General features: G+C 46.6%; 31 protein-coding genes and 1 other RNA gene. 25 read left to right on the top strand and 7 right to left on the bottom strand.

What is annotated here, in order from left to right; genetic code table 11:
* The first annotated feature begins 186 nt into the window (after nt 1-186).
* From NE619_RS10140 to NE619_RS10190, 11 genes are all read left to right on the top strand, one after another.
* Nucleotides 187-1,572, top strand: a complete 1,386-nt coding sequence (locus NE619_RS10140; protein ID WP_256132301.1) for a Na+/H+ antiporter NhaC family protein — start codon at nt 187-189, stop codon at nt 1,570-1,572.
* A gap of 43 nt (nt 1,573-1,615) precedes the next feature.
* Nucleotides 1,616-2,848, top strand: a complete 1,233-nt coding sequence (locus NE619_RS10145) for a saccharopine dehydrogenase family protein (protein ID WP_256132302.1) — start codon at nt 1,616-1,618, stop codon at nt 2,846-2,848.
* A 33-nt stretch (nt 2,849-2,881) separates the two neighbouring features.
* Nucleotides 2,882-4,099, top strand: coding sequence for a saccharopine dehydrogenase NADP-binding domain-containing protein (locus tag NE619_RS10150; protein ID WP_256132303.1), 1,218 nt, complete (start codon nt 2,882-2,884; stop codon nt 4,097-4,099).
* Between the two features lie 220 nt (nt 4,100-4,319).
* Entirely contained in the window at nt 4,320-5,291 is a 972-nt protein-coding gene (locus tag NE619_RS10155; RefSeq protein ID WP_256132304.1) for a DMT family transporter, read from the top strand.
* Complete coding sequence (locus tag NE619_RS10160; protein ID WP_256132305.1) at nt 5,288-6,721, top strand: nicotinate phosphoribosyltransferase; 1,434 nt, start codon at nt 5,288-5,290, stop codon at nt 6,719-6,721. The genes NE619_RS10155 and NE619_RS10160 overlap by 4 nt, the downstream gene beginning before the upstream one ends.
* A 280-nt stretch (nt 6,722-7,001) precedes the next feature.
* The gene (locus tag NE619_RS10165; protein WP_256132306.1) at nt 7,002-7,994 is read left to right on the top strand and encodes a carboxyltransferase domain-containing protein; all 993 of its coding nucleotides are present in this window, start codon (nt 7,002-7,004) and stop codon (nt 7,992-7,994) included.
* A gap of 19 nt (nt 7,995-8,013) precedes the next feature.
* The gene (locus NE619_RS10170; protein ID WP_256132307.1) at nt 8,014-9,000 is read left to right on the top strand and encodes a biotin-dependent carboxyltransferase family protein; all 987 of its coding nucleotides are present in this window, start codon (nt 8,014-8,016) and stop codon (nt 8,998-9,000) included.
* Between the two features lie 13 nt (nt 9,001-9,013).
* Nucleotides 9,014-9,775, top strand: a complete 762-nt coding sequence (locus NE619_RS10175) for a 5-oxoprolinase subunit PxpA (RefSeq protein ID WP_256132308.1) — start codon at nt 9,014-9,016, stop codon at nt 9,773-9,775.
* A gap of 27 nt (nt 9,776-9,802) precedes the next feature.
* Complete coding sequence (locus NE619_RS10180; protein ID WP_256132309.1) at nt 9,803-10,018, top strand: acetyl-CoA carboxylase biotin carboxyl carrier protein subunit; 216 nt, start codon at nt 9,803-9,805, stop codon at nt 10,016-10,018.
* 55 nt (nt 10,019-10,073) lie between these two features.
* Nucleotides 10,074-10,574, top strand: a complete 501-nt coding sequence (locus NE619_RS10185) for a DUF1097 domain-containing protein (protein ID WP_256132310.1) — start codon at nt 10,074-10,076, stop codon at nt 10,572-10,574.
* A gap of 35 nt (nt 10,575-10,609) precedes the next feature.
* Entirely contained in the window at nt 10,610-11,458 is an 849-nt protein-coding gene (locus NE619_RS10190; protein ID WP_256132311.1) for a response regulator, read from the top strand.
* Between the two features lie 71 nt (nt 11,459-11,529).
* On the opposite strand, the gene fba is transcribed toward NE619_RS10190, so the two are convergent.
* Both fba and NE619_RS10200 read right to left on the bottom strand, forming a co-directional pair.
* On the bottom strand, nt 11,530-12,459 hold the full coding sequence (gene fba / locus NE619_RS10195) for a class II fructose-1,6-bisphosphate aldolase (protein WP_256132312.1): 930 nt from the start codon (nt 12,457-12,459) through the stop codon (nt 11,530-11,532).
* A gap of 76 nt (nt 12,460-12,535) precedes the next feature.
* A complete protein-coding gene (locus NE619_RS10200) occupies nt 12,536-12,901 on the bottom strand; it encodes a hypothetical protein (protein ID WP_256132313.1) in 366 nt (121 codons plus the stop codon).
* Nucleotides 12,902-13,014: 113 nt separating this feature from the next.
* Here NE619_RS10200 and NE619_RS10205 point away from each other — a divergent pair, with 113 nt between their 5' ends.
* Entirely contained in the window at nt 13,015-13,269 is a 255-nt protein-coding gene (locus NE619_RS10205) for a hypothetical protein (protein WP_256132314.1), read from the top strand.
* A gap of 106 nt (nt 13,270-13,375) precedes the next feature.
* Here NE619_RS10205 and NE619_RS10210 read toward each other — a convergent pair whose 3' ends face one another.
* Nucleotides 13,376-13,699, bottom strand: coding sequence for a FeoB-associated Cys-rich membrane protein (locus tag NE619_RS10210; RefSeq protein WP_256132315.1), 324 nt, complete (start codon nt 13,697-13,699; stop codon nt 13,376-13,378).
* Nucleotides 13,700-13,838: 139 nt separating this feature from the next.
* On the opposite strand from NE619_RS10210, the gene NE619_RS10215 reads away from it, so the two are divergent.
* The 9 genes from NE619_RS10215 (at nt 13,839) to NE619_RS10255 (ending at nt 20,595) form a co-directional block, all read left to right on the top strand.
* Nucleotides 13,839-14,807 carry an RluA family pseudouridine synthase gene (locus NE619_RS10215; RefSeq protein WP_256132316.1) on the top strand — a complete coding sequence of 323 codons (969 nt, stop codon included), beginning with the start codon at nt 13,839-13,841 and terminating at the stop codon, nt 14,805-14,807.
* 23 nt (nt 14,808-14,830) lie between these two features.
* Nucleotides 14,831-15,382 carry a signal peptidase I gene (gene lepB, locus NE619_RS10220; protein ID WP_256132317.1) on the top strand — a complete coding sequence of 184 codons (552 nt, stop codon included), beginning with the start codon at nt 14,831-14,833 and terminating at the stop codon, nt 15,380-15,382.
* A gap of 14 nt (nt 15,383-15,396) precedes the next feature.
* Nucleotides 15,397-15,909 carry a signal peptidase I gene (gene lepB / locus NE619_RS10225; RefSeq protein ID WP_256132318.1) on the top strand — a complete coding sequence of 171 codons (513 nt, stop codon included), beginning with the start codon at nt 15,397-15,399 and terminating at the stop codon, nt 15,907-15,909.
* A 107-nt stretch (nt 15,910-16,016) separates the two neighbouring features.
* A complete protein-coding gene (gene lepB / locus NE619_RS10230) occupies nt 16,017-16,514 on the top strand; it encodes a signal peptidase I (protein WP_256132319.1) in 498 nt (165 codons plus the stop codon).
* Nucleotides 16,515-16,528: 14 nt separating this feature from the next.
* On the top strand, nt 16,529-16,981 hold the full coding sequence (smpB, locus tag NE619_RS10235) for an SsrA-binding protein SmpB (RefSeq protein ID WP_256132320.1): 453 nt from the start codon (nt 16,529-16,531) through the stop codon (nt 16,979-16,981).
* 14 nt (nt 16,982-16,995) lie between these two features.
* Complete coding sequence (locus NE619_RS10240; protein ID WP_256132321.1) at nt 16,996-17,283, top strand: hypothetical protein; 288 nt, start codon at nt 16,996-16,998, stop codon at nt 17,281-17,283.
* 67 nt (nt 17,284-17,350) lie between these two features.
* Nucleotides 17,351-17,712: a transfer-messenger RNA gene (gene ssrA / locus NE619_RS10245) on the top strand.
* A gap of 119 nt (nt 17,713-17,831) precedes the next feature.
* Nucleotides 17,832-18,956, top strand: coding sequence for a hypothetical protein (locus NE619_RS10250; RefSeq protein ID WP_256132322.1), 1,125 nt, complete (start codon nt 17,832-17,834; stop codon nt 18,954-18,956).
* 214 nt (nt 18,957-19,170) lie between these two features.
* Nucleotides 19,171-20,595, top strand: a complete 1,425-nt coding sequence (locus NE619_RS10255) for an ATP-binding protein (RefSeq protein ID WP_256132323.1) — start codon at nt 19,171-19,173, stop codon at nt 20,593-20,595.
* Nucleotides 20,596-20,664: 69 nt separating this feature from the next.
* Here the strand turns inward: NE619_RS10255 and NE619_RS10260 are convergent, their stop codons facing one another.
* The 4 genes from NE619_RS10260 to NE619_RS10275 all read right to left on the bottom strand — a co-directional run bounded on the left by NE619_RS10260 (nt 20,665) and on the right by NE619_RS10275 (nt 22,814).
* Complete coding sequence (locus NE619_RS10260) at nt 20,665-21,333, bottom strand: Ltp family lipoprotein (protein ID WP_256132324.1); 669 nt, start codon at nt 21,331-21,333, stop codon at nt 20,665-20,667.
* Nucleotides 21,334-21,587: 254 nt separating this feature from the next.
* Complete coding sequence (locus NE619_RS10265) at nt 21,588-21,806, bottom strand: hypothetical protein (RefSeq protein ID WP_256132325.1); 219 nt, start codon at nt 21,804-21,806, stop codon at nt 21,588-21,590.
* 4 nt (nt 21,807-21,810) lie between these two features.
* A complete protein-coding gene (locus tag NE619_RS10270; protein WP_256132326.1) occupies nt 21,811-22,272 on the bottom strand; it encodes an ImmA/IrrE family metallo-endopeptidase in 462 nt (153 codons plus the stop codon).
* Between the two features lie 68 nt (nt 22,273-22,340).
* Nucleotides 22,341-22,814: a helix-turn-helix domain-containing protein gene (locus NE619_RS10275; RefSeq protein WP_256132327.1), complete on the bottom strand. Its 474-nt coding sequence runs from the start codon at nt 22,812-22,814 to the stop codon at nt 22,341-22,343.
* 158 nt (nt 22,815-22,972) lie between these two features.
* On the opposite strand from NE619_RS10275, the gene NE619_RS10280 reads away from it, so the two are divergent.
* The 4 genes from NE619_RS10280 to NE619_RS10295 all read left to right on the top strand — a co-directional run bounded on the left by NE619_RS10280 (nt 22,973) and on the right by NE619_RS10295 (nt 24,571).
* The gene (locus NE619_RS10280; protein ID WP_256132328.1) at nt 22,973-23,272 is read left to right on the top strand and encodes a helix-turn-helix domain-containing protein; all 300 of its coding nucleotides are present in this window, start codon (nt 22,973-22,975) and stop codon (nt 23,270-23,272) included.
* Nucleotides 23,269-23,547, top strand: coding sequence for a hypothetical protein (locus NE619_RS10285; protein ID WP_256132329.1), 279 nt, complete (start codon nt 23,269-23,271; stop codon nt 23,545-23,547). The genes NE619_RS10280 and NE619_RS10285 overlap by 4 nt, the downstream gene beginning before the upstream one ends.
* 3 nt (nt 23,548-23,550) lie before the next feature.
* Complete coding sequence (locus NE619_RS10290) at nt 23,551-23,919, top strand: hypothetical protein (RefSeq protein ID WP_256132330.1); 369 nt, start codon at nt 23,551-23,553, stop codon at nt 23,917-23,919.
* A gap of 229 nt (nt 23,920-24,148) precedes the next feature.
* Nucleotides 24,149-24,571, top strand: a complete 423-nt coding sequence (locus NE619_RS10295) for a phage tail terminator family protein (RefSeq protein ID WP_256132331.1) — start codon at nt 24,149-24,151, stop codon at nt 24,569-24,571.
* The last annotated feature ends 1 nt before the right edge of the window (nt 24,572 follow it).

Below are 24,572 nucleotides of genomic sequence, written 5' to 3' on the forward strand. Positions count from 1 at the left end.
TTTTAGAAAATTTTGAAAATGGCTGAATTTCAATGGTTGGAAGCATTTGGGAGAGTTGGCACTGTTCTTGCTCTATATAGGGGCGTGCACATAAATTTCCGCAAGTATATCCGGGCAGCCTGCATGCGGCGGAAAGAAACGGACGTTATTGCTTGGAGAAGTAAAGAAAGGTGTGAGGAAAACGATATGGATAATTTCGGAATACTAACCTTGATTCCTCCCATTGTCATTATCATCTTTGCGTTAGTGACGAAAAGGACCTTTGAAGCACTTTTGATCGGTGCGGTCATCGGTTTTTTCATGACAGACAAATGGGGCGTTCTGGGTGCGACGCTGGACGGATTTTCCACAACAGCTGCTGAGAACATATGGATGGTCCTGGTATTCGGTCTTCTGGGAGGGTATACCTTCCTGCTGCAGAGATCGAAAGGCTCCTATGGTTTCGGAAGATTTGTGAGAAGGTTCGCCAACTCGGAGAAGAAAACATTAATTATCGGATGGATACTGGGAATTATCGTATTTATGGATGATTACTTAAATATCTTAACTATATCCACATCCCTTCGGGAAACCTGCGACAGACAGAAGACCCCGAGAGAAATGCTGGCTTACGTGATTGACTCCACAGGAGCTCCGGTCTGCGTGCTGATTCCTCTCTCCACATGGGCCGTATTCTATGCGGGCGTAGTCGGAGACGAAGCGGGGATGGCTTCCTACGGAAGCGGAATGGACATTTATATGTCATCCATTCCATTCATTTTATACGGCTGGATGGCCGTAATCGTAGTACCGCTGGTAATCCTGGGTGTCATACCGAAAATCTTCGGCATGAAAAAAGCATATAAACGGGTACAGGAAACAGGAAGAGTTTACTCGGAGCAGAGCGACAAATACAATCAGGGTATAACGGAGTTCGATAAGCTGATGGAAGACAAAGGAATTTCTGATGAAGAAGAGCAGGGACACATTTTGTACTTTATCATTCCTCTGGCAGTGGTAATCGCAGTGACCTTATATACCGATGACCTGCTGATCGGCCTGGCGACGGCCCTGGTGGTGATGGCCATCATGTATCTGCCGACCAAAGCCATTTCATTCGGAGATTTCTGCGAATCCTTTGCTTCCGGATTCGCTTCCATGGTGCCAATGATGTTCATCACCATCGGAGCGCTGACCGTAAAGCTTTCCATGGATGGGATCGGTCTGCCTGATTTTGTAATCAACGCCGTACTGCCGTACATGAACGGAGCGCTGTTCCCGGCAATCACATTCATTGTAGTAGCGGGGCTGTCCTTTGTTACAGGCAGCAACTGGGGAATTCCGGCTCTCACGGTTCCGATCCTCATTCCGCTGGCACTGGCAGGCGGGGCCAATCCGCTGGTCGTATTCGGCGCTATCATTTCCGGAGGAACCTTCGGAAGCCATGCGTGCTTCTATTCGGACGCTACGGTACTTACTTCGCAGACCTGCGGAATTGAAAATCTGGAACATGCGTTTACACAGTTCCCATACGCGATTATTTCCGCCGGACTGGCATTTATTGGGTTTATCATATGCGGATTCGCATTGTAAATAGTTAGAGAAACTTTGAAGAGAATTAAAGGAGGATTTTAAAATGAAAGCACTCGTATTAGGCGCAGGACTGCAGGGTATTGCAACAACTTTGGATCTGGCGTGGAATAAGAATATTGAAAAGATCACTTTAGGAGATTTTGATGTCAATCAGGCAAAAAAGGTTGCGGACCTGTGTAACTCCAAATACGGACACAGGGTTGATCCGGTGTTCTGCGATGTTAACGATAAGCCTGCTCTTGTGGAACTGATCAAGGCGCATGACGTTTGCATCAATATTGTAAATTACTACTATAACTGCGCGATCATGGAAGCCTGTCTGGAAGCCAAGAGAGATTACATCGATATCGGCGGACTCTATGTAGAGACTGTAAAACAGGTGAAATATGATCAGCAGTTCAAGGATGCCGGCCTGCTGGCGATCATCGGTATCGGCGGAACTCCGGGCGTTACCAACGTATGCGCGGCATGGGCAGCGGAACAGCTGGATACAATCGACACCATCGATTTCTTCTGCGGCTGCGACGACTGGGGCAAGAGCGAAAAGACCTTTGAGGTTACATATTCCATCGAAACCATCATGGACGAATTCCACATGAAGCCGATCCAGTACATCGACGGCGAATACGTGGAAGTAGAACCGAGAAGCGGCGGCGTTATGGTTCAGTATCCGAAACCAATCGGCGAACAGTACGCATATTATCTGATGCACTCCGAACAGGGTACGATTCCGGAATCCTTCAAAGATAAAGGTCTGAAGAACTGCAGATACAAGCTGGGATTCAGCGAAGAAGTGCTCAATACGCTTAAATTCCTCCACGGTCTGGGATTCAGCAAGCAGGAAACCGTTAACTTTGAAGGCCATGATATCAAACCGGTTAAAATTCTTAAGAAGCTGATGGAACTGCAGCCGGACGATCCTAACGCAGAGATTAATGACTGCGACGTAATCAAGACCGTTGCCATTGGAACGAAGGACGGCAAGAAGGTTCAGTATGAGCTGGATATGATCTGCAGACCGGTTAAGGAATGGCCGGAACTGATGGGCGCGCAGGTATACATCGGCGGAGCGGCCGCATGGGCGACAGAGCTGCTGAGAAAAGGCGTCATCACCGCAAAGGGCGCATTGGCACCTGAGCTGTGCATTCCGCCGGTTCCCTTCTTTGAAGAAGCAGCTAAGCGTGAAATGTATGTAAGAGTAACCAAACAGGAACTGCTGGGAAGCGACGACTGGGACGCAGCTATGAAAAAAGAGCTGGTAAACCAGGGAAGATAGATCATAGATCGTTAGTAGGAAAGGAGCAGGCTAATGAAAGTTTTAATCGTAGGAGCAGGCGGCCAGGGAGGCCCTTGCGCATCAATTTTAGCCAGAGATAACGCTGTAGAAGAGATTCGCCTCGCGGATCTGGACCTGTCCGTTGCACAGAAGGTGGCGGATAAGATAGACAGTCCTAAAATCAAGGTGGCGGCTGTGGACGCCACGAAATCGGGAGAAGTAGCTCAGCTGGCGGAGGGCGTGGACGTAGTCATGGACTTCGTAATGCCCTGGATGGCGACTTATGTAATGAAGGGCGCGCTCACAGCAAAGGCCCATTATGTGAATTCCGCTTTCGATACCCCATTCTGGGAAGAAATCGCAGCTGGCAAGACCAGAGAAGAGCTGACACTGTGCAAGGACTTTGAAGCCGCAGGACTGACCGCTCTCCTGGGATGCGGCATGGCTCCGGGATTCATCAATGTGCTCATCCGCGAGCAGACCGATAAAATGGATAAGGTCGACAGCATTAAGATTCGGCTGGGAAAAGCTAAGACCGGAGGCGGACAGTACGATGATATCATTGTTCCCTGGAATCCGGGCTGGGCGCCGATTCAGGCCCTCAAAGACTGTGCTGACAGCGCCATCTGCTTTGATGAAGGCAAATACGGATATGTAGAGCCTTACGCAGGAATCGAAGAGTGGCCTTTTGAAGAGCCAGTGGGGAAAAAGCTGGTATCTCACCACTCTCACGAGGAACCTTATTCTCTGCCGCTGACTATCGGAAAAGGACTGCAGTACTGTGACTTTAAGTACTACGTATGCTACCATCCGGCTGCCCTTGTAAGTCTGGGTCTGGCTTCCAGCGAAGAGATCGACGTAAAGGGCACGAAAATTAAACCGATCGACGTGTGCGCGGCGGTTCTGCCAAAGGCCGGCAACGCCTTCCTGACAGAAGACCCGTCCAAGTTCGAATACACGGATAAACATGTATTTATGTCCATGCAGGCGGAAGTAAAGGGCGAAAAGGACGGAAAGCAGGTAACCTGTCTGGTTGACTGTCCGCAGATGACCACTCCCTGCCAGCCGATCTACGATCTGTTCGGAACGACGCTGGTCAATGTAGCGCTTCCTGCCGTATGCGGAGCAAAGCAGATCACAGAAGGCGCGCAGCGCGGTGTGATTTTCGCGGAACAGCTGGATCCGCAGCGCTATCTTGAGATCCTCCGGGGAACCGGTTATCCGTATCAATGGAAAGTTACTGCAAAATAGCAGCCACTTTAAATCTTTACCTTTTAACATTTTCAAGAACAGCAGCGGAAGCTTTTGCGGCCGCTGCTGTTCCTTGCGCAGAAAAAATACGTATACAGAGCTTTTCTTACCGGGAAATTTGACAGGAATCGACATACAGGGGTTTACAATTTGCAACTTTTCGATGTAAAATGAGTATCAAACGGCATTGTTAAGGTAACTGTATAAAGTAGGTGAAAGTTTGTGTACGCAAGATAAAGCAGAAGTAATAGAAACCAATGATCGCAGCGGCAGCGGTGCGGAAGAGTCGAAACGGGCAAAGAAGGAAAGAACTCTGACCTATATGCTCATGACCTTTCTGGTCATTGCCTGGGGCTTCGATTATGTAGTGGCAAAGCATGCCCTGGTGCTTTTGGAACCGCTGACGCTCTTATTTTTAAAGTATTCCATCGGCCTAGTGCTGGTCCTCTGCATCAAATTAAAGACAGAGAGAAAGAGCATTATAAGGAAAAAGGATATCCCGCTGTTCATTCTATGCTCCATCTGCGGTGAAATCATTTATTATTTCTGTGAATATACGGCTATGGATTATATTCCGGTATCGCTGGTGTCCATTGTGCTGGCATTTGTGCCGGCGTTTTCGATTATCATTGAAAAGGTCCTCTTCAAACGGTCTGTCACCAAGGCTATGGTCATCGGCATCGCCGTGTGCATCTTCGGCGTTGTTCTGATTATCGGCGTGGACTTTGAGCTGCTTTTTCAGGGACGGATCGTCGGATATCTTCTGGCCTTTGGAGCGGTTTTTTCCTGGAACGCCTATAACTTCCTGACCGCTTCGCTCCATGACAGATACAGCAGCATAACGCTCACCTGTACCCAGCTGATCTGTACGGCGCTGTTGATCCTGCCGTACGCGATTCATACCATGCCGTCATTTCAGGCTTTTACACCGACCATAATCGGTGGTATAATATATCTCGGCTTGGTAAATGCCGGATTAGGATTTATGATTACCGTAAGATCGCTGCATGTGCTGGGGCCCACTTCTACGGCACTGTTTTCCAACTTCCTGCCGATCACCAGCACGTTTTTCGGATGGATACTTTTGAACGAATCCATTTCCGGACTGCAGATCATAGGCGGGATCATTGTGGTCGCGGCAGCTTGCGTTGTAATTAAAGAGAAAGGAAAAACGGAGGAATTATCCCGATGATTGAGAAACTGAACCTGACGATGCTTACCGACTTTTATGAGATAACCATGGCAAACGGCTATTTTGAGTCGGATATGGCTGATGACATCGCCTACTTTGACATGTTCTTCAGACAGAACCCCGATGGAGGCGGCTATGCCATCATGGCCGGGCTGGAGCAGGTTATAAACTATCTGAACAACTTGAAATTTACAGATGAAGATATTGAGTTCCTGAGAGAAAAGGACATGTTCAGCGATCGCTTTTTAGAATACCTGAGAAATTTCGATTTTGTATGTGATGTCTGGGCAATTGAGGAAGGAACGCCGATCTTTCCGGGAGAACCCATGGTCACAGTGAGAGGGCCGGTGATTCAGGCGCAGTTCGTGGAAACGATGATTCTCTTGCTGATTAACCATCAGAGTCTGATTGCGACAAAGGCGAACCGCATCGTAAGGGCCGCCGGCGGCAGGCCGGTCATGGAATTCGGAACCAGAAGAGCCCACGGTGTATCGGCGGCCATTTACGGGGCAAGAGCCGCTTATATAGGCGGATGCGCGGGCACGGCATGCGCTATCGCAGACCGGGACTACGGTGTGGCCGCACTGGGTACTATGGCGCACAGCTGGGTACAGATGTATCCCAGCGAGTACGAGGCCTTCCGCAAATACGCGGAAATCTACCCGGATAACTGCACGCTGCTGGTGGATACTTACAATGTGCTCAAATCCGGTGTGCCGGCGGCGATCCGCGTCTTTGATGAGATGCAGCCAAAGAATAAGGGTATCCGTATTGACAGCGGAGATGTGGCGTATCTGACCAAGCAGGCGCGAAAGATGCTGGACGAAGCGGGCCATGAGGACTGTAAGATCGTGGTTTCCAATTCTCTGGATGAATATATCATACAGGATGTAATCGTGGAAGGCGCCTGCATTGATTCTTTCGGCGTGGGAGAACGACTGATTACTTCCAAGTCCGAGCCGGTGTTCGGAGGCGTATACAAGCTGTCAGCTCTGGAAAAGGACGGCGTGATGATCCCCAAGATCAAGATCAGTGAAAACGTAGAAAAAATTACCAACCCTGGCTTTAAGACTGTATATCGTCTCTTCGACAGGGATACGGACAAGGCCATGGCTGATGTTATTACTTTGGACGGTGAGCCGGCGCCGGCGGGAGACGGCTACGTGATCTTTGATCCGCAGGCCATCTGGAAACGAAAAAAGCTGGATAATTTCTATGCCAAAAATTTGCGGGTGCAGATATTCGATAAAGGCAAATGTGTCTATGACAGTCCTTCCATCGATGAAATTAAAGAATACTGCAGCAGGCAGGTAGCCACTCTCTGGGATGAGACTCTGCGCTTTGAAAAGCCGCAGACGTATTATGTGGACCTTTCCAAAGAATTATGGGAGATGAAAAACCATTTGATTGAAGAATTCAATAAACTGTAATTGAATGACAGACAAAGAATATTTGTGATAAAAAAACGGGCTCTTGGACCCGTTTTTTTAGTACCATAAAATATTAACAAAATATTACCAAAATTCTGAAAATAAATTGACAGGGCAGTCTGCCTAAGGTACAATAACCTTAAATAAACCTTAAAGTTTAATGCTGATGTTTTTTTGACTATTTGATTTGCCAACCAGTTGATATTTCTGGAATATCAACAAAGTCTACCGCTGAAAAGAATCGGCGGAGCCAACTTTGTTCGAAAGAAGGAGGAAAAAAATGAATGAAAAACAAAAAGCGTATTCTACCATACTGAGGTCCCTGCCTCCGACGGACGCACGGACGGAAGTGCTGTTCCGGCAGGCAGGAGACGGCTTTCTGCAGGTGGAATACGGATATGAACAGCGTCTGTACGTGCCGGATTCCTTCCGCATACTCGCAATCGACGCCCAGGTAAAAGAAAAAAAGATCGAAGGGCTCATTGAGACAGTTCCCGGCCTTAGGACCAATATGTTCCATTTCGATTCCACAGTACTGGATATTGATAAGCTGATCGATGAGATCGCGGAATGTGAAGAGCAGCTGAACTCCCTGGAAGAAATGGTTATCCCCTCCAGACTGATTAAATTGCCGGTTGCCTTTGAAGATACGGAGACCAAGAAAGCCGTAGAAAAATATCTTCAGCTGATCCGCGCCGATGCTCCCAATTGCGAAAACGGATACAACCTTGAGTATATTGCCCAATGCAACGGTGTCACAGTACAGGAGGCGAAAGAAAAGTTTATGGAAACCGAGTGGTTCAACAGCGGCTGCGGATTCTGGCCGGGCGGAGGTTTTTTCTGGCCCCTGGACCCAAGATGCGCCCTTGTAGTGCCCAAGTACAATCCGCCGAGGACCTGGACTCCGGAAGGCGCAGTGGGGCTGGGCGGGCCATGCGCTTTTACGTATACAACGCCGACCGGAGGCGGGTATCAGCTGATGGGCAGAACCATACCGACCTTCCAGTTTGCCATGAAGCATCCCCAGTTTGCGGATACGCCGTTCCTGTATCGGAACGCGGACAGAATTAAATTCTATGAGGTATCGGAGAAAGAGGTACTGGACATCTATGAACACGTCCATGACAAGACGGACTATCAGTACGATATTGAAGACGGCCAGATTATTGTCAAGGACTATATCGACTGGCTGAATTCCGATGAGATTAAAGCAGAGACAGATCGTTTCAATGCTAAGAGAACCGCGGGACTTGCAAAAGCTCCAAAACTTTAGGAAGGAGGTATGACAGAAGATGTTGAGAATCATACAAGGAGGCGTACAGGCTGTTGTGGAAGACTGGCCGGGCAGGCTGGGCTATCTGGGCGCGGGAATGGCGCCGGCAGGAGCTATGGACAACGTAGCCCTCGAACTGGGAAATCTGCTGGTGGGCAATGAGCCCGGCGAAGCCGGTATTGAAATCGCCGTGGGCATGTTCAGCGCCCGTTTTGAGGCGGACACGGTGATTGCCGTAACCGGTGCGGATTTGAAACCCACAATCAACGGCAGGGAAATCCCCATGTGGGAATCCATAAAGGTAAAGGAAGGGGACAAGCTGAAATTCGGAACCTATGGCGAAAAGGGCTTTCGTGCGTACCTGACGGCTGCCGGCGGGGTTGATGTGCCGGTATACCTTGGCAGCAAATCAACCTGCCTGTTCGGCGGATACGGAGGATTTGAAGGCCGGCCCCTGAAGACCGACGATGTGATAAAATTCGGTGAGCTTAAAGAACCCGAAGACAAGCTGGTGGGAAGGAAAGTAAAAGCGGACCGGATTCCCGAATATTCCAATGAGATTGAACTGCGCCTGATTCCGGGGATGAACGCTTATCCGGATTTTGTGACAGAAGAAGGAATGGACTATCTGTTCAGCGCCAGACATAAATTCTCGGTCAATTCCAATCGTTCAGCCTGCAGGCTGGATCCGCTGCCCGATTACTTCTTTGCCAGGGAGGACGGGGGAGCCGGAGGTTCGCATCCGTCCAATATTATCGACCATGCGTACAATATGAGAGGTGCCATTAACGTTACGGGGAACACGCCGTCGCTGCTGACCGCAGACGGGCCAACCTTAGGCGGATTCATGTGCTGCGGCAATGTCATCAACGCAGACCTGTGGAAGATCGGCCAGGCTGCGCCGGACAGGGACTGCGCTAAATTTGTTTTATCCACTTTGGAGGAAGCCATCGAAGCGAGAAAGGCTCAGAGAGAGTGGCTGTCGATGGATTCGATCCTGGTGTAAGGAGGTTTTGAAAATGCTTAAAATCGATGTAAATGTTGACATGGGAGAAAGCTTTGGCCGTTATACGCTCGGAAGTGATGAAGAGCTGATGAAATACATTTCCTCAGCAAACGTTGCCACCTGTTTCCACGCCGGTGATCCGTCGGTGATGGAACAGACGATCAAATGGGCAAAACAATACGATGTAGCGGTAGGCGCGCATATCGGGCTGCCGGACAAACAGGGGTTCGGGCGGCGTCAGATGGACATTACGCCTGAGGAACTGAGGGCCGATACACTCTTCCAGATCGCGGCCATTGACGGCGTAGCGAAGACCTATGGCCTGAAGCTTCAGCACGTAAAGCCCCACGGAATTCTGTACCGGATGGTGTCGGAATATGAACAGTACATAGAACCGTTCCTGCAGGCTGTGAAAGACTATAATCCGGAGCTGTATATCATGCTTCCGCCGAACACGCCTGCATTTGGCAAGGGAAAAGAAATGGGGCTGAAAATGGTGGGCGAAGCGCTCATTGATTTGAGCTATGATGAAGAGGGTAATTGGGTAATAGAGCGTACGAAGATCGCCAGAAGTCCGCAGGAGGTCGCCAAACGGGCAGTTTCCGTAGCAACGCAGAAAAAGATCGCTACCATCAAAGGCAAAATGATTGATATCGATGCCTGCACGGTATGCATCCATGGCGATGCTCCAAATGCTGTGGAGGAAGCCAAAGTCGTAAAGGAGGTTCTGGAGCAAAATCAGGTAGAGATTGCAAACCTTTTCAAAATTGTTTAAACTATATGGATAAGGAGATGGACGATTATGGGATATCGGATTACAGCGCCGCTTCCCGGCTCTATATGGGAAGTGAAGGTTAAAGAAGGAGATCAGATTAAAGAGAACCAGGTAGTTATTATTCTCGAAGCCATGAAGATGGAGAATGAGATCCCCGCCGATTTTGACGGAACGGTGAAAAAAATCTACGTAGAAAAAGGACAAACCGTAAAGACGGGAGAACTCCTGGCAGAAGTGGACTGATAAGCCGGAGGGGCCGGCCTTTCACAGGCCGGCCCAGGTTTAAGGAGGACCAGCTATGAAGCCAAGGATTCCTATCGAAGTAGTTGTAGGCGTTTTGGGCGGCGTTTCCTGCCTGGTCACGATTTCAGGTTTGGGACTGCCTGTCTGGGCGCTGTTTATCGGATGGGCCTGGTATTTTGCTCTGGGGGCGGTCCCCAGCGCGTTCAAACAGATTGTACCGGCCGTTTTCCCGGGAGCGCTTTTGGCGGCGGCATGTATATGGCTCATGGACGTCTTTGATGGACTGGGTTTTACCGGAATGCCCAACATGATTGTATTCGTCGCATTGACCGTTTTCCTGCTCATGTGCTCTCTGCGTATTCCGATTTTTTCCGCAAGCCTTCCGGCATTCAACGCTTATTCCAGCATGTTTGCCCTGTATGCCATCGGCTCTTTTCCGGATCTGCCCTGCGGTCCAATACTCAGCTGCTGCCTGTGGGCTGTGATCGGCAATCTGCTGGGACCGGTTTTCGGGTGGCTGAGCATTGTTCTGCAATTTCCGAAAAAAGAAGAATAAGACTTATAAAAACAAGTAAAGCGAAGAGAGATAATATGAAAAGCATTGTAGTATTCAGCCAAAGGAAACGACTGGCTTTACTGATAGCCAAACACATAGAACGAATTGATCCGCAGATCAAGGTATATGAATATACGGATCCGGTGGATGCCCTTTCTTTTGTCGCAGAAAAGGAGGGCAGCTTTGGGGGCATCGTTGTCGATGTGGATTCCCAGGCCTGCGATGATCTCAGATTCATGAAGATCCTTCGGGGCCTGAACCGGTCCCTCTCGATTATATTTGTTTCCAAAAGTGGAAGATTTGCGGTGGAAGCCTTTGAATATGAGGTTTCCGACTATCTTACCCTGCCCATAAAAAAAGAACGGCTGGAAGAAGCCATTGAAAAGCTGATTGAAAAAAACAGCCGGAAGAACGGGAATCAGGTCTATATTCGGACCTTCGGTTCCTTTGAGGTGGCCGTGAGAGGTGTTACGATTCCCTGGAAGAATTCCAAAACCAAGGAATTGCTGGCTTTTCTGGTGGACAGCCGCGGCGATAATGTGAGCAGTGAAAAGATACAGAAAACATTATGGCCCGAAGCCGATGCGGAAAAAGCCGCGTCCAACTACCATACTACCCTGCATAACCTGAGAAAAAAACTCGGCCGCTGCGGGCTGAGCCATTTGCTGGAGGGATCAAGGGGAAGTCAAAGGGTTAATGTTGATGCTTTTGAATGTGATCTCTATGATTTTGAGCGCAGCGTGGAAAAAAGCGATACCAAATCCTATCAGCATGCATTTGATCTGTATAAGGGAAGGTATCTGGAAAACAACGCCTATCATTGGAGCAAGTTTACTATGGTCCGTATAGATATGCAGTTTGAACAGGTCTGCCGGAGCATATAGCCCCTATGGGAAAATAAATGAAAAACGCACATGCGAATCGAATTGATCCGTCTGTGCGTTTTTTTGCCTGGTTATTTAATGTTGGATGCGTTGAGCACGTTTTTGATCTTGTGCTGTACCATGCCTTTGATGGCATCTCTTGCAGGTCCAAGATATTTTCTGGGATCGAAATCGGCAGGATGCTCCGCAAAGTGCTTTCTGATCTCTGCGGTCATGGCAAGTCTCAGATCCGTGTCGATATTGACCTTGCATACGCCGTGCTTGGTGGCTTCTTTTATCATGTCCTCAGGAACGCCCTGTGCTCCCGGGATATCGCCGCCGTATTCGTTGCATTTCTTTACGAATTCCGGCAGTACGGTGGATGCTCCGTGGAGAACCAGCGGGGTATCGGGAATAAGGGAGTGGATCTTTTTCAGTCTTTCAAAATCCAGATATGGCTCACCCTTGAATTTATATGCTCCGTGGCTGGTACCGATGGCAACGGCCAGAGAGTCAACGCCTGTCTTTTCTACGAACTCGGCAGCTTCCTCAGGAACGGTAAAGGTAGCGGAACGGGCATCCACGTTGATGTTATCTTCAATACCGGCCAGTTTGCCCAATTCGGCTTCAACGACTACGCCCTTGCTGTGGGCATAATCCACGACCTCTTTTGTCAGCCGGATATTTTCTTCAAAGGGGTGCTTGGAACCGTCGACCATAACGGAAGTGAATCCATCGTCCACACATTTCTTGCAGATTTCAAAATCTTCGCCGTGGTCCAGATGAAGCGCGATATCAAGGCCGGTATCTAAAATGGCGGCCTCAACGAGTTTTACCAGATATACAGGCTTGGCGTATTTGCGCGCGCCTGCGGAAACCTGCAGGATCAGAGAGGTATTCTCTTCTTTCGCGGCCTCAACGATCCCCTGGATGATCTCCATATTATTTACATTGAAAGCACCTATCGCATAATCGTTTTTTAATGCTTTCGCAAACATTTCTTTTGTAGTTACTAAAGCCATATCGATCCTCCTATTTCATAATCATAATATCATTATTATACACCGAAAGGAGGAAAAAACCTACTGTTTTATTGATTTATTTGGAATTTTGGCCGCCGCCCAGCATGGATAAAATAGGGCCCAGGGTCTGCATCGCGCTCTGCAGATCGATGTTTGGCAGGGAAGGCGCGGCGGGCTGCTGCGCAAAGTCCGGCTCCTGAACCGGTTCCGCGGGAAGGGGGATATGGGCTGAGGCCGGGGCAGGAAGCGAAACGGAGCCGGTGAGACTGCTGCCCATGCGGCTCAGTTCACTGACCTTCTCCAGAGTATTGACAGCGCCGTGCAGCTGATCGAGCACCGCGTCCAGCTTGATGGGAGCACCGCCGCCGGACATGCCGGACATACCGGGTATACGGCCTCCGCCTGCCGCCGCGGCCAGTAATAATAAAGCTAAAGGATTCATCTATGTAACCTCCATATTCATAAACTTTAATATATTATGTGAAATATTATGTCTTTGTGCAGGATTGGCGCATATATATGTGGTAGTAGAAATTTGTAAAAACGGAGGGTAACATGGACAATAAAGTGCTTATGGATCTAGCCAGGCAGCTGGGGCTGCCGGAGGAATCGGCGGAAGCGAAGGCCAAGGAATATATGGGAAAGAGCGACGAGGAGATTCTCAGAGAAATTAAGAAGATTAAAACAGTGATAAAGAGAGACAAGAAAACTTATGCTAAGCAAATGCAGACGCTCAAAGCCCTGGCTGCTACGATGAATGGGCAGCAAAAAGCCCGATTACAGAAAATAATCGAGCTGCTTGAGTCGTAATATTAAAAAGACGGCCTGTGGATATCGGAACCCGTGAGAAACCGGAACTCGCATTCTGATCGTTTCGCAGGCTTTTTTCAACGGAGCCGTCAGCAATATGCGCAAATCATGTCGGTGCGTTGGTTGGAGCCGCAGTCGTTTCGGTCGGTGCGGCGGTGGTAGGCTGAGTCGCGGGCTGGGTTGCCGGCGCAGTGGTCGCGTCAGTTGGAGCCGCGGTTGTTTCGGTGGGAGCAGCGGCCGCTGCCGAAGAGGATTCGGCTGACGGATCCGCGGCAGTACTCTGCTGTGTGGTGGCAGCGTCTACCAAAGTCTGCGGATAAGCCATGATATTGCCGATGCGCAAGTATATGATGAACGCTGCGGCAACCAATATAATCAAAGCAACAATGATATCATTTTTGTCATAAAAAAAGTCTTTTATTTTATTCATGGGACAATCTCCTTCACAAATACCTCTTCAATAGAGTACCATATTTCGACCCGTTTCTCAAACTCAAAATTATGAAATTTTCTTCACATATTGGATATTTATATATATTTTACCGACTGTTTGTTGTATAATAAATTTTATGGTGAAATTAACAATAACAAAAAACGAGAGCAGCCAGAGGCTGGATCGCTTTTTAAAAAAATATCTGAAAAACGCTCCTCTGAGCCACATCTACAAACTGATTCGAAAAGATGTGAAGGTCAATGGAAAACGTGCCGGGATCGATACGGTGCTGGAAGAGGGCGATGAACTCAGCCTCTATGTCAGCCAGGAAAAGCTCGATGAATATTTGAAGCCAAAGAAGATGCCTGCGGCCAAAAGACAGTTTGGGATCGCTTATGAGGATGAAAATCTGATTATTGTGGAAAAGCCTTTTGGGCTCTTGACCCACGGCGATGCTGCGGAAAAGAAAAATACGCTGGCCAATCAGGTCTGCGGATATCTGCAGCAAAAGGGTGAATATAATCCGGGCAGGGAACGGACCTTCGTGCCGTCTCCCGTGAATCGCCTGGACCGCAACACGACAGGGCTGGTGCTATTTGGAAAGACAAGCGACGCGCTGCAGCTTCTGAATAAGATGATTCGGGAGCGGGGCAGGATCAGCAAACAGTATCTGACGATCGTAGCGGGAAAATTGGATAAGCCTCTGACTCTGGCCGACCGCATGGAAAAGGACGAAGCGCGCAATCTGGTAAAAGTGCTTCCTGAAGACGCAGAAGAGGGCAAGCTGATGCAGACGATTGCCCGGCCGCTGCGGACAAAGGGAGGCTTTACACTGGTTGAAGTGGAGCTGATTACCGGCAGAACCCATCAGATCCGCGCCCATTTGAGCCAGGCGGGATTCCCCATCATAGGAGATGTCAAATACGGAAACCGCAGAACCAATGAAACCGTTAAAAAAAGATTTGGACTGACTACCCAGCTTCTGCACGCGGAAAAGCTGGTATTCAGGAAAAGCGAGCCGCCTCTTGCGTATTTGGAGGGAAAGGTAGTGCGCGCCCAGCTGCCGCCATCCTTTGAGAGAATAAAAAAGGAATTATTTGATTAAGATAGAGTTGAGGAGAATATAAGATGTCACAGAACAGCCAGTATCAGGATAAGGTCTCATGGAGGCGAAAATACCGGCCCTACATAGTCGCAGGTGTTTTGGCGTTTGTTCTCACTATGTTCGTTGCCCCCGAGATCAATGAGGGGACTGCTATGGAACCCACCATTAAGGATGGACAGGTTTTAGTTATCACCAAAACTTCTTATTCCGCCAAACGGGGAAAGCCTGATCTGGGTCAGATCGTTGTTTTGGAAAAAACACTGGCACCGGAAGTCTCAGAAGATAATATTATAGGCAGAGTAGTAGGGCTTCCCGGCGATACGATTGAAATAAAAGACGGGAAAGTTTACAGAAACGGTAAGGAATATGTAACGAAAAACGGAATCAAAGGCGCTGACGGCAGTTTGAAAGTAACGGTCAGTGAGGATGACGTGTTCCTGCTTTCCGACAATCGCAGCCAGTCCGATACGGACAGCCGCAATAAAAAGCTGGGACCGGTCCCCATGAGGGAGATAAAGGGGAACGTACAGCTTTCCATCTGGCCGTTTTCGGACATGGGAAGAGTAGACAAATAAGGGAGTTAGCATTTATGAAGGGCTTAATAAGAGATATTTTAATTGCGCTGGTTATCGTTATTGCCATTACGCTGGTTATAAAACCGACGATTGTTAAAGAAAGTTCCATGCAGCCTACGCTGTATGAAAATAATTATCTGCTGGTCAACAAGCAGGCATACCGGTTCGGAGAAGAAAAGCGAGGCGATATCATAGTCTTTCGATCCGATCTGGAAAACGAAAAGGGAGATAAAAAGCTGCTGATTAAACGGATCATCGGCCTGCCGGGAGACACCATAACCATTCAGGACGGAAAGGTCATTCTCAACGGTACCGAACTTCAGGAGGACTACACGCTTGAGGGTGAGACCATGGGAGATCTGACCGACTTCAAAGTGCCAGACGGCCAGCTGTTTGTCATGGGTGACAACAGGAGAGTCAGCGTGGACAGCCGTTCCGAGGAAGTGGGCTGCGTGGATGAAAGCAGGGTCATGGGCAAGGCTTTTGTCAGACTGTATCCATTCAATGAAATCGGAGGGCTTTACTAAATACTAAATCACGCAGGTTTCATACATATTCGTACATATGCGCAGGATATCCGCAGCAATGTGAGCGGGAATCAGGCCGTACAATAAAAAAAGGAAAACGATGTGTAATGAAAACCGGACGTAAAAAATGGATTGCTTACTTTTCCGCAGGATTCCTGGGAATTCTCGCGGCGCTTGCTGTCACCTGCGCCTTTTCCGTGCTTTCGATCCAGGGAGATTCCATGGACCCAACGATAACGAAGGGCGATCATGTGTTGATCAACAAAACCGCCTATCTTTTCGGGCAGCCCGGGCAGGGAGACGTGGTGGCTTTTCCATGCAGCGTGTACAGTGAGGACGGCGAAGGGAGCACGCTGGTCAAGCGGGTTGTGGCCACAGCGGGCGACCGGGTGGAAATCAGGGATGGCGCTCTGTATATCAACGAGCGGCTTTTTGACAAGTATGCCGCAGATCCCGTCTATATGGACTCGATGGAAAAGGTTACGGTTGATAAGGGCAAGGTCTTCGTGCTCAGCGACAACAGAAGCGCGGTGCTGGACAGCCGGGACCAGGCTGTAGGCCAATTGAAGATCAGCGAACTGATCGGAAAAGTTTGTTTTAAGTAAGATGGATGAGGATTATGAGTGAAAAGAGAGTAGTGGCCAATAACAAAAAGGCCAGACACGATTATTTTATAGAAGAAACCTACGAGGCGGGGATTGTGCTGACTGGCACGGAGATTAAATCCATCCGCCAGGGAAAGGTAAATATTAAAGAGAGCTATGCGAAAATCGAAAATGGGGAAATGATTATCTACGGAATGCATATCAGTCCCTATGAGCACGGCAACCGGTTCAACGTGGACCCGCTGCGGCCGCGCAAGCTGCTGTTACATAAGCAGGAAATTCGCAAGCTTATTGGGTATACGACGCTAAAAGGTTTGACATTGGTGCCCCTCAGGATGTATATTAATGAAAAGGGGCGGGCAAAGCTGGAGATAGCCGTTGCCCGGGGCAAGAAGGATTACGATAAGAGAAACACGATTGCCAAGAGAGATGCTGACAGAAGAATGCAGCAGGCTATGAGAAAGTAAGAGAGGTGCCGAATATGCAGGATTTTTTAAACAAAGCGGGAAAAGCCGCGAAAAACACGGCAAGCAAAGCGGCCGACAAAGCCGGTGACATGGTTGAGATCGGCAAGCTGAAAGCCAAGATCAGTTCAGCTAAATCGGAGATTTCAGCAACGGAAAAGAAGATCGGGCAGTATTATTTTGACCAGTATACGGAAGGCGTGGCTGTGGATGCCGCAGTGGGGGCAATGTGTGAAGACATCAAGGCCCAGATGGATCTGATCAGCGAATTGGAAGAAAAAATATCAGCAGTGAAGGAAGATTAGTTTTAATTTTACGATATTGTGGTATAATTAAATTAACCAAAGGCGGAGAATTCCTCCGCCGCAATTTGGGGATGTCTTTGGTTTCGACGGGGGCAGTGAAGCCGGAGCAGCGAGCCGCAGTTTGCCCAGTCTGCGTTAAAAGGGGCACGTTAAATATAAACGCTAAAAAAACAAACAACAATTTCGCATTAGCAGCGTAGTTCTGCGCGAACGTCAGCCCAGGTTCACCTGTAGGCTTGGAACCTGACGTCAAACATACAGGAAAACTCTATGTGAGCTCCTGGTAGCATAGGGGAACAACAGGATAGCTGAAATGAGAGCCTGCTTTTGGGCGCTCATGGAAGCGAAACTTTAAATCAAAAGCTGCGCTCGGAGAAACTCCCGTGGAAGTGCTTTCGGACGCGAGTTCGATTCTCGCCATCTCCACCATCGTATCCACAATCCTGGAGGTACTTGCTTCCGGGATTGTTTATGTTTTTGGCCATTTTATTAATAAAATAACAATATACGTAGAAGGTTACAAAGGCAATTAACACAGGAGGCGCATCATGATTATTGATATTTCTGGTTCTACTTTTAAGCACATTTTAAGTGACGAGCGACTGGCTCTACCAATTCGATGGGATGGTTCTGATTTTTCTTTGACTTTGGGGGCTTTATTTAATTCTTATATCAAAAAATTAGAATCACTTACTAATGAAAAAAATCCCTATTCAAATTGTATTCGTCTGGATGTAAGTAATATAAAAAAAACTTGTGGTCTGTTGACGAGAACCTTGAATCATTATTTAAATGGGTTCCCATCAAAAGCTTATGGAACATTTGAACAAGTTATGCGGCGTTTAATGGAACAACCCTTAAATGTTTATCACAAAAGCATTGTGGAACAGTTTAAGAGATCAGATAGTTATTATGATAGAGATGGCGGCTTACAACTTTTTCGTGTTGCTCGTGTTGATGATAACAGGCCTTATAAAAGAGTACGTGTGTTTCATACTCCATATAATCTCAGGTCAAAGGTATCAACAAGCCGATACAGTATAGCCGGATACCCAAGTTTATATTTAGGAACCTCGTTAAATTTATGCTGTGAAGAAATACATTTGAATTTGCATCAAGATTTTGCGTTAGCATCCCTGTTCAAACTCGAGAGAGATCGTGAATACACAAATACTAATATTCGAGTAATTGAGTTGGGTATTAAACCACAGGACTTTGTGGAAATAGAGAGTAATAATAAAAGACACACCTATCGCCAATTATTGGAAGGTGAAGGCGTTAGAGCTGCTTATTTGCTTTGGTATCCTTTGATTGCTGCCTGTTCTTATATAAGGACAAACAAGAAAGATCCTTTTGCAGCCGAATATATTATCCCACAGTTGCTAATGCAGTGGGTGCGTAGTGAAATTAGCGCAAATAAAGATGATGAATACGATCAGTTGATTGGAATACGTTATTTTTCCTGCGCATCTGTTAAAGCTTCCGACATGGGTTTTAACTATGTCTTTCCGACAAGTGGACAACATAAATCTGCTAATCTTCCATACTGCCCTGTTTTGGCCAAATCATTTTCTCTGACCAAACCCGTGTACATTCATGAATATGACACTATCTATGAATGCGAGCAGCATTTGAGACATTTGGGAGAGTATGATTTTATAAACGCAAAATAGTAACTACGTGACTAAAATAAGAAGTATCTTTACCTAGAAGGATTATAATGATCAAGCAGTAATGACTAAGATTTGTTCCCTATTTTATTAAAGCCTATGGGTGTTTAGAAAATATTCCACAAATTAATCTTTCCATACGCTATAATGTATGTATGGTATACAAATGGGAGATATTAAGTCTATTAGATCCATTTTTAACGGGTGAGGGAATGGAATGAATTTCAGGAATATGACAATTGAAGGTATGTGTACGACTACGGAGCGACAGCAGTTTGACCGGAAGAGTGCAAGGATTGAAGCCACAGGGCTTGCTACGCATCTTATTGCTTTTGCTAATGCGGATGGTGGATTACTGGCTATAGGTATTGAAGACAATGGAATAATTACCGGTATTGATGACTATACAAAGAATATCAATGAAATTTTTCGCGCTCCGTTTGACTTTTGCAAACCATCTATTCAAGTGACTACGGAAATCGTTGACTGTATTGATAGCTTGGGAAAACCAAATCATCTGCTATTAATATTTGTCGAGCAAAGTTCAGAGCTGCATACGAATCATAGGGACGAAGCATTTCTTCGTGTAGGAGATAAATCAAAGAAGCTGAGCTTTGATGAACGTTTACAGCAGTTGTATTCTAAAGGCGCTCGCTATTATGAAAATGAACCGGTTGCAGATTCAGATATTAGCGATATTAACATGGAGTTAGTCAAAGAATATTGCGAGAAGATTGGCTATAGAAAATCGCCTGAAGAGTATATAAGAAAGAATAAAACGTTTATGATTTCCCATGGCGGGAAAGAAGAGATGAGCGGAGCAGCAATTCTGCTTTTCGGAAAAGATCCGCAAAACTTCTTTCCGCGTGCAAGGGTAAGGTTTATACGGTATGAGGGAACCGAGGCAAAAGTAGGGACGAAAATGAATGTGATCAAGGATAGAATTTTTGTTGGAAGAATTCTTGATGTGACACATGATGCAATCGAGTTTGTGCGCAGTCAGATCAAAGAGCATACATATCTGGGTGATGACGGAAGATTTGTAACGGATTCGGAATACCCGGAGTTTGTGTGGAAAGAATTGATTGTTAACGCTGTTGCGCATCGAGATTATAGCATTAAGGGAACGGACATCCAAATAAAAATGTTTGATGATCATTTGACGGTAGAAAGCCCGGGGACTCTGCCAGGAACTGTTCGATTGAACAATATGAGGCAGGTGCATTTTTCCAGAAATCCGAAGATTGCCGAATTGCTTCATGAATATGAATACGTTCGAGAGTTTGGTGAAGGTATAGACCGTATGTATGATGAAATGAAGGATGCCGGTTTGCCGGCTCCGGAGTATAAAGTCGAGGCTTTCATGCTATGTGCCACAATTCGTAATGGAGAGAATGTCGGAGAGAATGTCGGAGAGAATGTCGGAGAGAATGTCGGAGAGAAATTAAGTAATAGGGAAAATATCATTATTTCAATGATGGAAAATAATTCAACGGTAACAATTGCTGAGCTGGCTGAGAAGATTGGCGTAACAACTCGCACCATAGAAAGAAATATTAAAGAACTGAAGCGTAAAGGTTATATTGCTCGAAGTGGCTCAGACACAAAAGGAAGCTGGCTCATTAGGCAGAAATACAGGTAAATACGGTGATTGTTACAAAACTGCGCTCAGTCAAGCAGCCATATGAAAAATTACCCATATTCCCTTGTTTTAAGAAGAATATGGGTAACCTTGCAACGGTCTGAGCGGTTCATTTTTTGAAATCTGCCCATTTAGCGGGAAACAATTCAAAACAGACCCCTCCAAGCCACAGCTTTTATCCATAAAGACGGATTTTCTGTTGACATTTAAATGTTTGATGGCATAATCAGCTTCCTTCTCCGTAAACTTTTCACCGTAATCTGATGTAAGCTGATCTCTTATGGCTTCGGGAGACATGCTCATCTCATTTTGATACAGCTTTGCCTTTTCTAAAGCATTTTTCTTATAGTCCGCTTCTAAATTATCTATGGCATATTGTGCGGCTTCCGCAGAAAACTGTTCGCCATATTCGGATGTAAGCTGATCGTAGAGGCCCGCTTTTGACATGTACATTGTATCAGAATACAGTTTTGCTTTATTAAGTGCGGATTTGTATTCTGCTGGGACAGCAGGTTTTGTCTCAGTTGTTTCTTTCGCTTGCGTTTCGGCTTGTGTTGCGTTTTGAGTTTCATTTGCGCTTTGGCCTGACTCACTGTTTCCGCCAAGAGCGCTGCCGATAACGCCGAGTACAACGATTATGACAATTACGATAAACCACCACCGTTTATAGAGCGACTTACGGTTTTTTGCCCCACAGGAAGGACATGTCTTTGCGTTTTTTCGATCTCCTGCCCGCAAGATTTGCAGGTGTTCAATTTCGAATTACTACTCATAATTCCTCCTAAAAATATAAATAATACTATAACGGTAACGATTGGATAATCCCTAAACCCCTTTAAGCATTCAAATCTCCATAATAATTGAAAGCTCTCCCCTTAAATTAACTATTTAGGTGTTCAGCGGTTCCCAAGGGCCTTATATAGCCGTTACAGAACACTGCTTCAATCTTACCCCCTCCAATGGGATATAAACATTTTTTCAATATGCCACTTTTAGCCGACCTGTCCAATATGCTCCAATATTTTTACATCATATATCTTATCGTAATTCTGTGCCTCAATATACCCGATCTGTCGATCATACTCTTTGCACTGCATATCGCTGCTCAGCCGGGCATTGATAAAAATAGTGTAAGAGTCATCCTCATTTCTGATGGTGAGTCCGGGCACCGCAGCGGGCAGATCTAAAAGGATCACCTGGATATGCTCCATTGTATCACGTTCTTTCTTCTAGTATTTTCAACAGGTCCGAAAGCATGTCCGCTTCCTTTTCCTGAAATAAGCCGGGCCCGTATTTCTGCTGGTAATATTCCAGAGATTCTTTTAGGAAACTTTCATCAACTTCCAGATATTCAGCCATTTCATATAACTCGATGTAACCGGACCGGTAAGCGTGTTTGATGTCTTCCAGAGGAACGAGCTTATTATAGGCCCATCCGCGGGCCACACGTTCTTGTTTGCGGTTGCTGACCTCGTCTTGATTCAGTATGTCTCCGACAGTGGTAAAATGATGTCCCAGTTCTTCGGCAAGGACGCAGGCTTTTTTTGTATTGGTTTCAATGTTCTTTCTGATGGCGACTTTATTTCCTTTTATTCGGCCGTCGTTATATTTTAAAGGCTTCTCTTTTACAATTAAACCCTCTTTAAATGCTTCCTCCAAAAGAATTTCATACTTCATTTTTAACACCTCCTGGTATTATTATAAAGTATTCGATGTACAAAAAACGGTGCATTGGTAAAACTTGTTTAAAAATTTTCATCATCCATTACATCGTCGTCCGATGTGTCGATTCCTTCTGGTATATTGATGTCAGTACGCCCGTGAGCAGCGTTAAGCAGAGTCTCCTGCTCCGTATCCAGCTGCTGGATATTATAGAGATTTTCCGTATAAGAAATCGCTTTTTCTTTATTGTCATTCGTAAGCCGGGAGAAGGTGTTTAACATTTTTCTCTCATAGTGCTCCAATCTGCGGTTATCACAAGAGTCTGCGGAAATATCGCTTTCCTCCTGAACAGTCCCTTCGTCCCAGCCCATCAAGCGGGCAGGTGTAGTCCGCAGAGCCTTGGCCAAGGGTTCCAAAACCGTAGTCGGAAAATTTTCAATATCATTGCTTTCATATCTGTACACGGTAGCTCTATTTTTTTTAAGCTTTGCAGCCAGATCATCTACGGACAGTCCAAGTTCTAATCTTCTCGCCTTGATTCTTTCACCAATTGCCATTTTCACACCGCCTTTTCTTTTTTTATAGGATAACATGTCGTTCGCATATTTGCAACTAAAAATTGCATATCATGCAAAAAACATATTGACTTTTGAAGTGGAATCGTTTACGATACAGATAGTCGCATATGGTGCGAAATACGAAAGGAGGGAAAGGTATGGTTGATGTAAAAGAATTGCGCAGAAAAATGAGGGAATATGGATTGAGTATAGATGATCTGGCTAAAAGAATGGGAATTTCCCGGGCAACGCTGTACAGAAAGTTTAATTCTGCGGGAAAGAATTTTTCCATTAAAGAAGCTAATTCCATTGTTAAAGAGTTGAAGTTGTCAAAAGAAGAGGCCAGCGATATTTTTTTAATTAGAATGTCGCATGTAATGCGACTTGCGAGCAAGGGCGTGCAAGAGGACCTACAAAGAAATAAGTATCTAATGAAGGAAGGGGAGAAACGGCAGTGACAGTGAAACTAACAAATGCACAGATTCTGGCGGAACTGGATGCAGGTTTGACGCAAAGTGAGCCTGATTTACCGGAACTGCCGCGGGGACGGCTTCGCCGCCTGAAAAAACATATGAACCATTACGATGATGAAAACTGCGTACCAAGGTGCGGAAAATCGGACTGTCGATACAGCTGCTGCCTGGGTTCAATGATGATCTGCGATTATATTGGAATCGTCGGGCATAGCAGAGGATGCCCGGCGGAAGGATGTATGAAGTATGAGGAGGAGTAGAGTTTGAAGAGTAAATATCAGCTGCCGCGCGCCGTAAGGATGCAAGTTATCTGGCTGGTGCGGGATTATGAACGGATGAAGCTTGAATACGATAATGCGATCTGGACCGGCTGCGGTCCGATGGATGGATTGCCGAGGGGAAACCGCATTGGCAATCCGACGGAGAGAGACGCTCTTAAACGAATCGATCTGTCCAAGAGGATTGAAGCAATTGAGCAGGCCTTGAATACAGTGCCGGAGGAGTATCGAAAGGGAGTGTGGGACAATCTGGTGGATAGAGCGAAATATCCCATTGACGCAGGATCTGCTACATATGCGAGGCATAAGGGGAAGTTTCTTTATCGAATAGCCAAAAATCTATATTTTATTTAGGATGATAAACCAGACAACTTTAAATCTGTTATTATAGTATTGTAGAAAAATGAACAAACAAAACTCCTCCGCATTGAGGAGTTTTTCTTTTGTTCTAAAAAGGTTCCGGCATCAATCGCCATGGGAACACAAACAGAAAAAGGAAGGAGGGAGTCTTGACGCAGCGAAAAAAGGAGAAAAGGAAAAAAGACGACACAATTGGAGATGTGTACAAAACGGAGGCGGTTAAATGATCAACAAACTGACAGATGGGATCGCCCAGGCTCTTAGCGAAGCCTTTGGCAAGGACTATGGAATTTATACGGAAAACCTGGAACAGGATGCAATCAAGCCCTGTTTTTTGATTACCTGTGTAACTCCGAAAAACAAGCTGTTTCGGGGACAGAGGTATTACCGGGAAAATTTGTTCATGGTCCAATATTTTCCCGAAGGTCCGAGACCCCGCAACGAGAGCATGGCCGTGCAGGAACGGCTGTATCTGGCACTGGAATTCGTAAAAGTCGGTGACAGACAGGTTTTCGGTACTGGAATGGAAGGGGAATTTGCCGATGGAGTTCTGAAGTTCCGCGTAAACTACAATGTGTTCGTGGACAAGGCTGAGACCGACGATCCCATGGAAACGTTAGAGCAACAGGTAAAAATGAAAGGATAAG

It is taken from the genome of Anaerovorax odorimutans (assembly GCF_024459955.1).
Classification (GTDB): Bacteria; Bacillota; Clostridia; order Peptostreptococcales; family Anaerovoracaceae; genus Hominibacterium; species Hominibacterium odorimutans_A.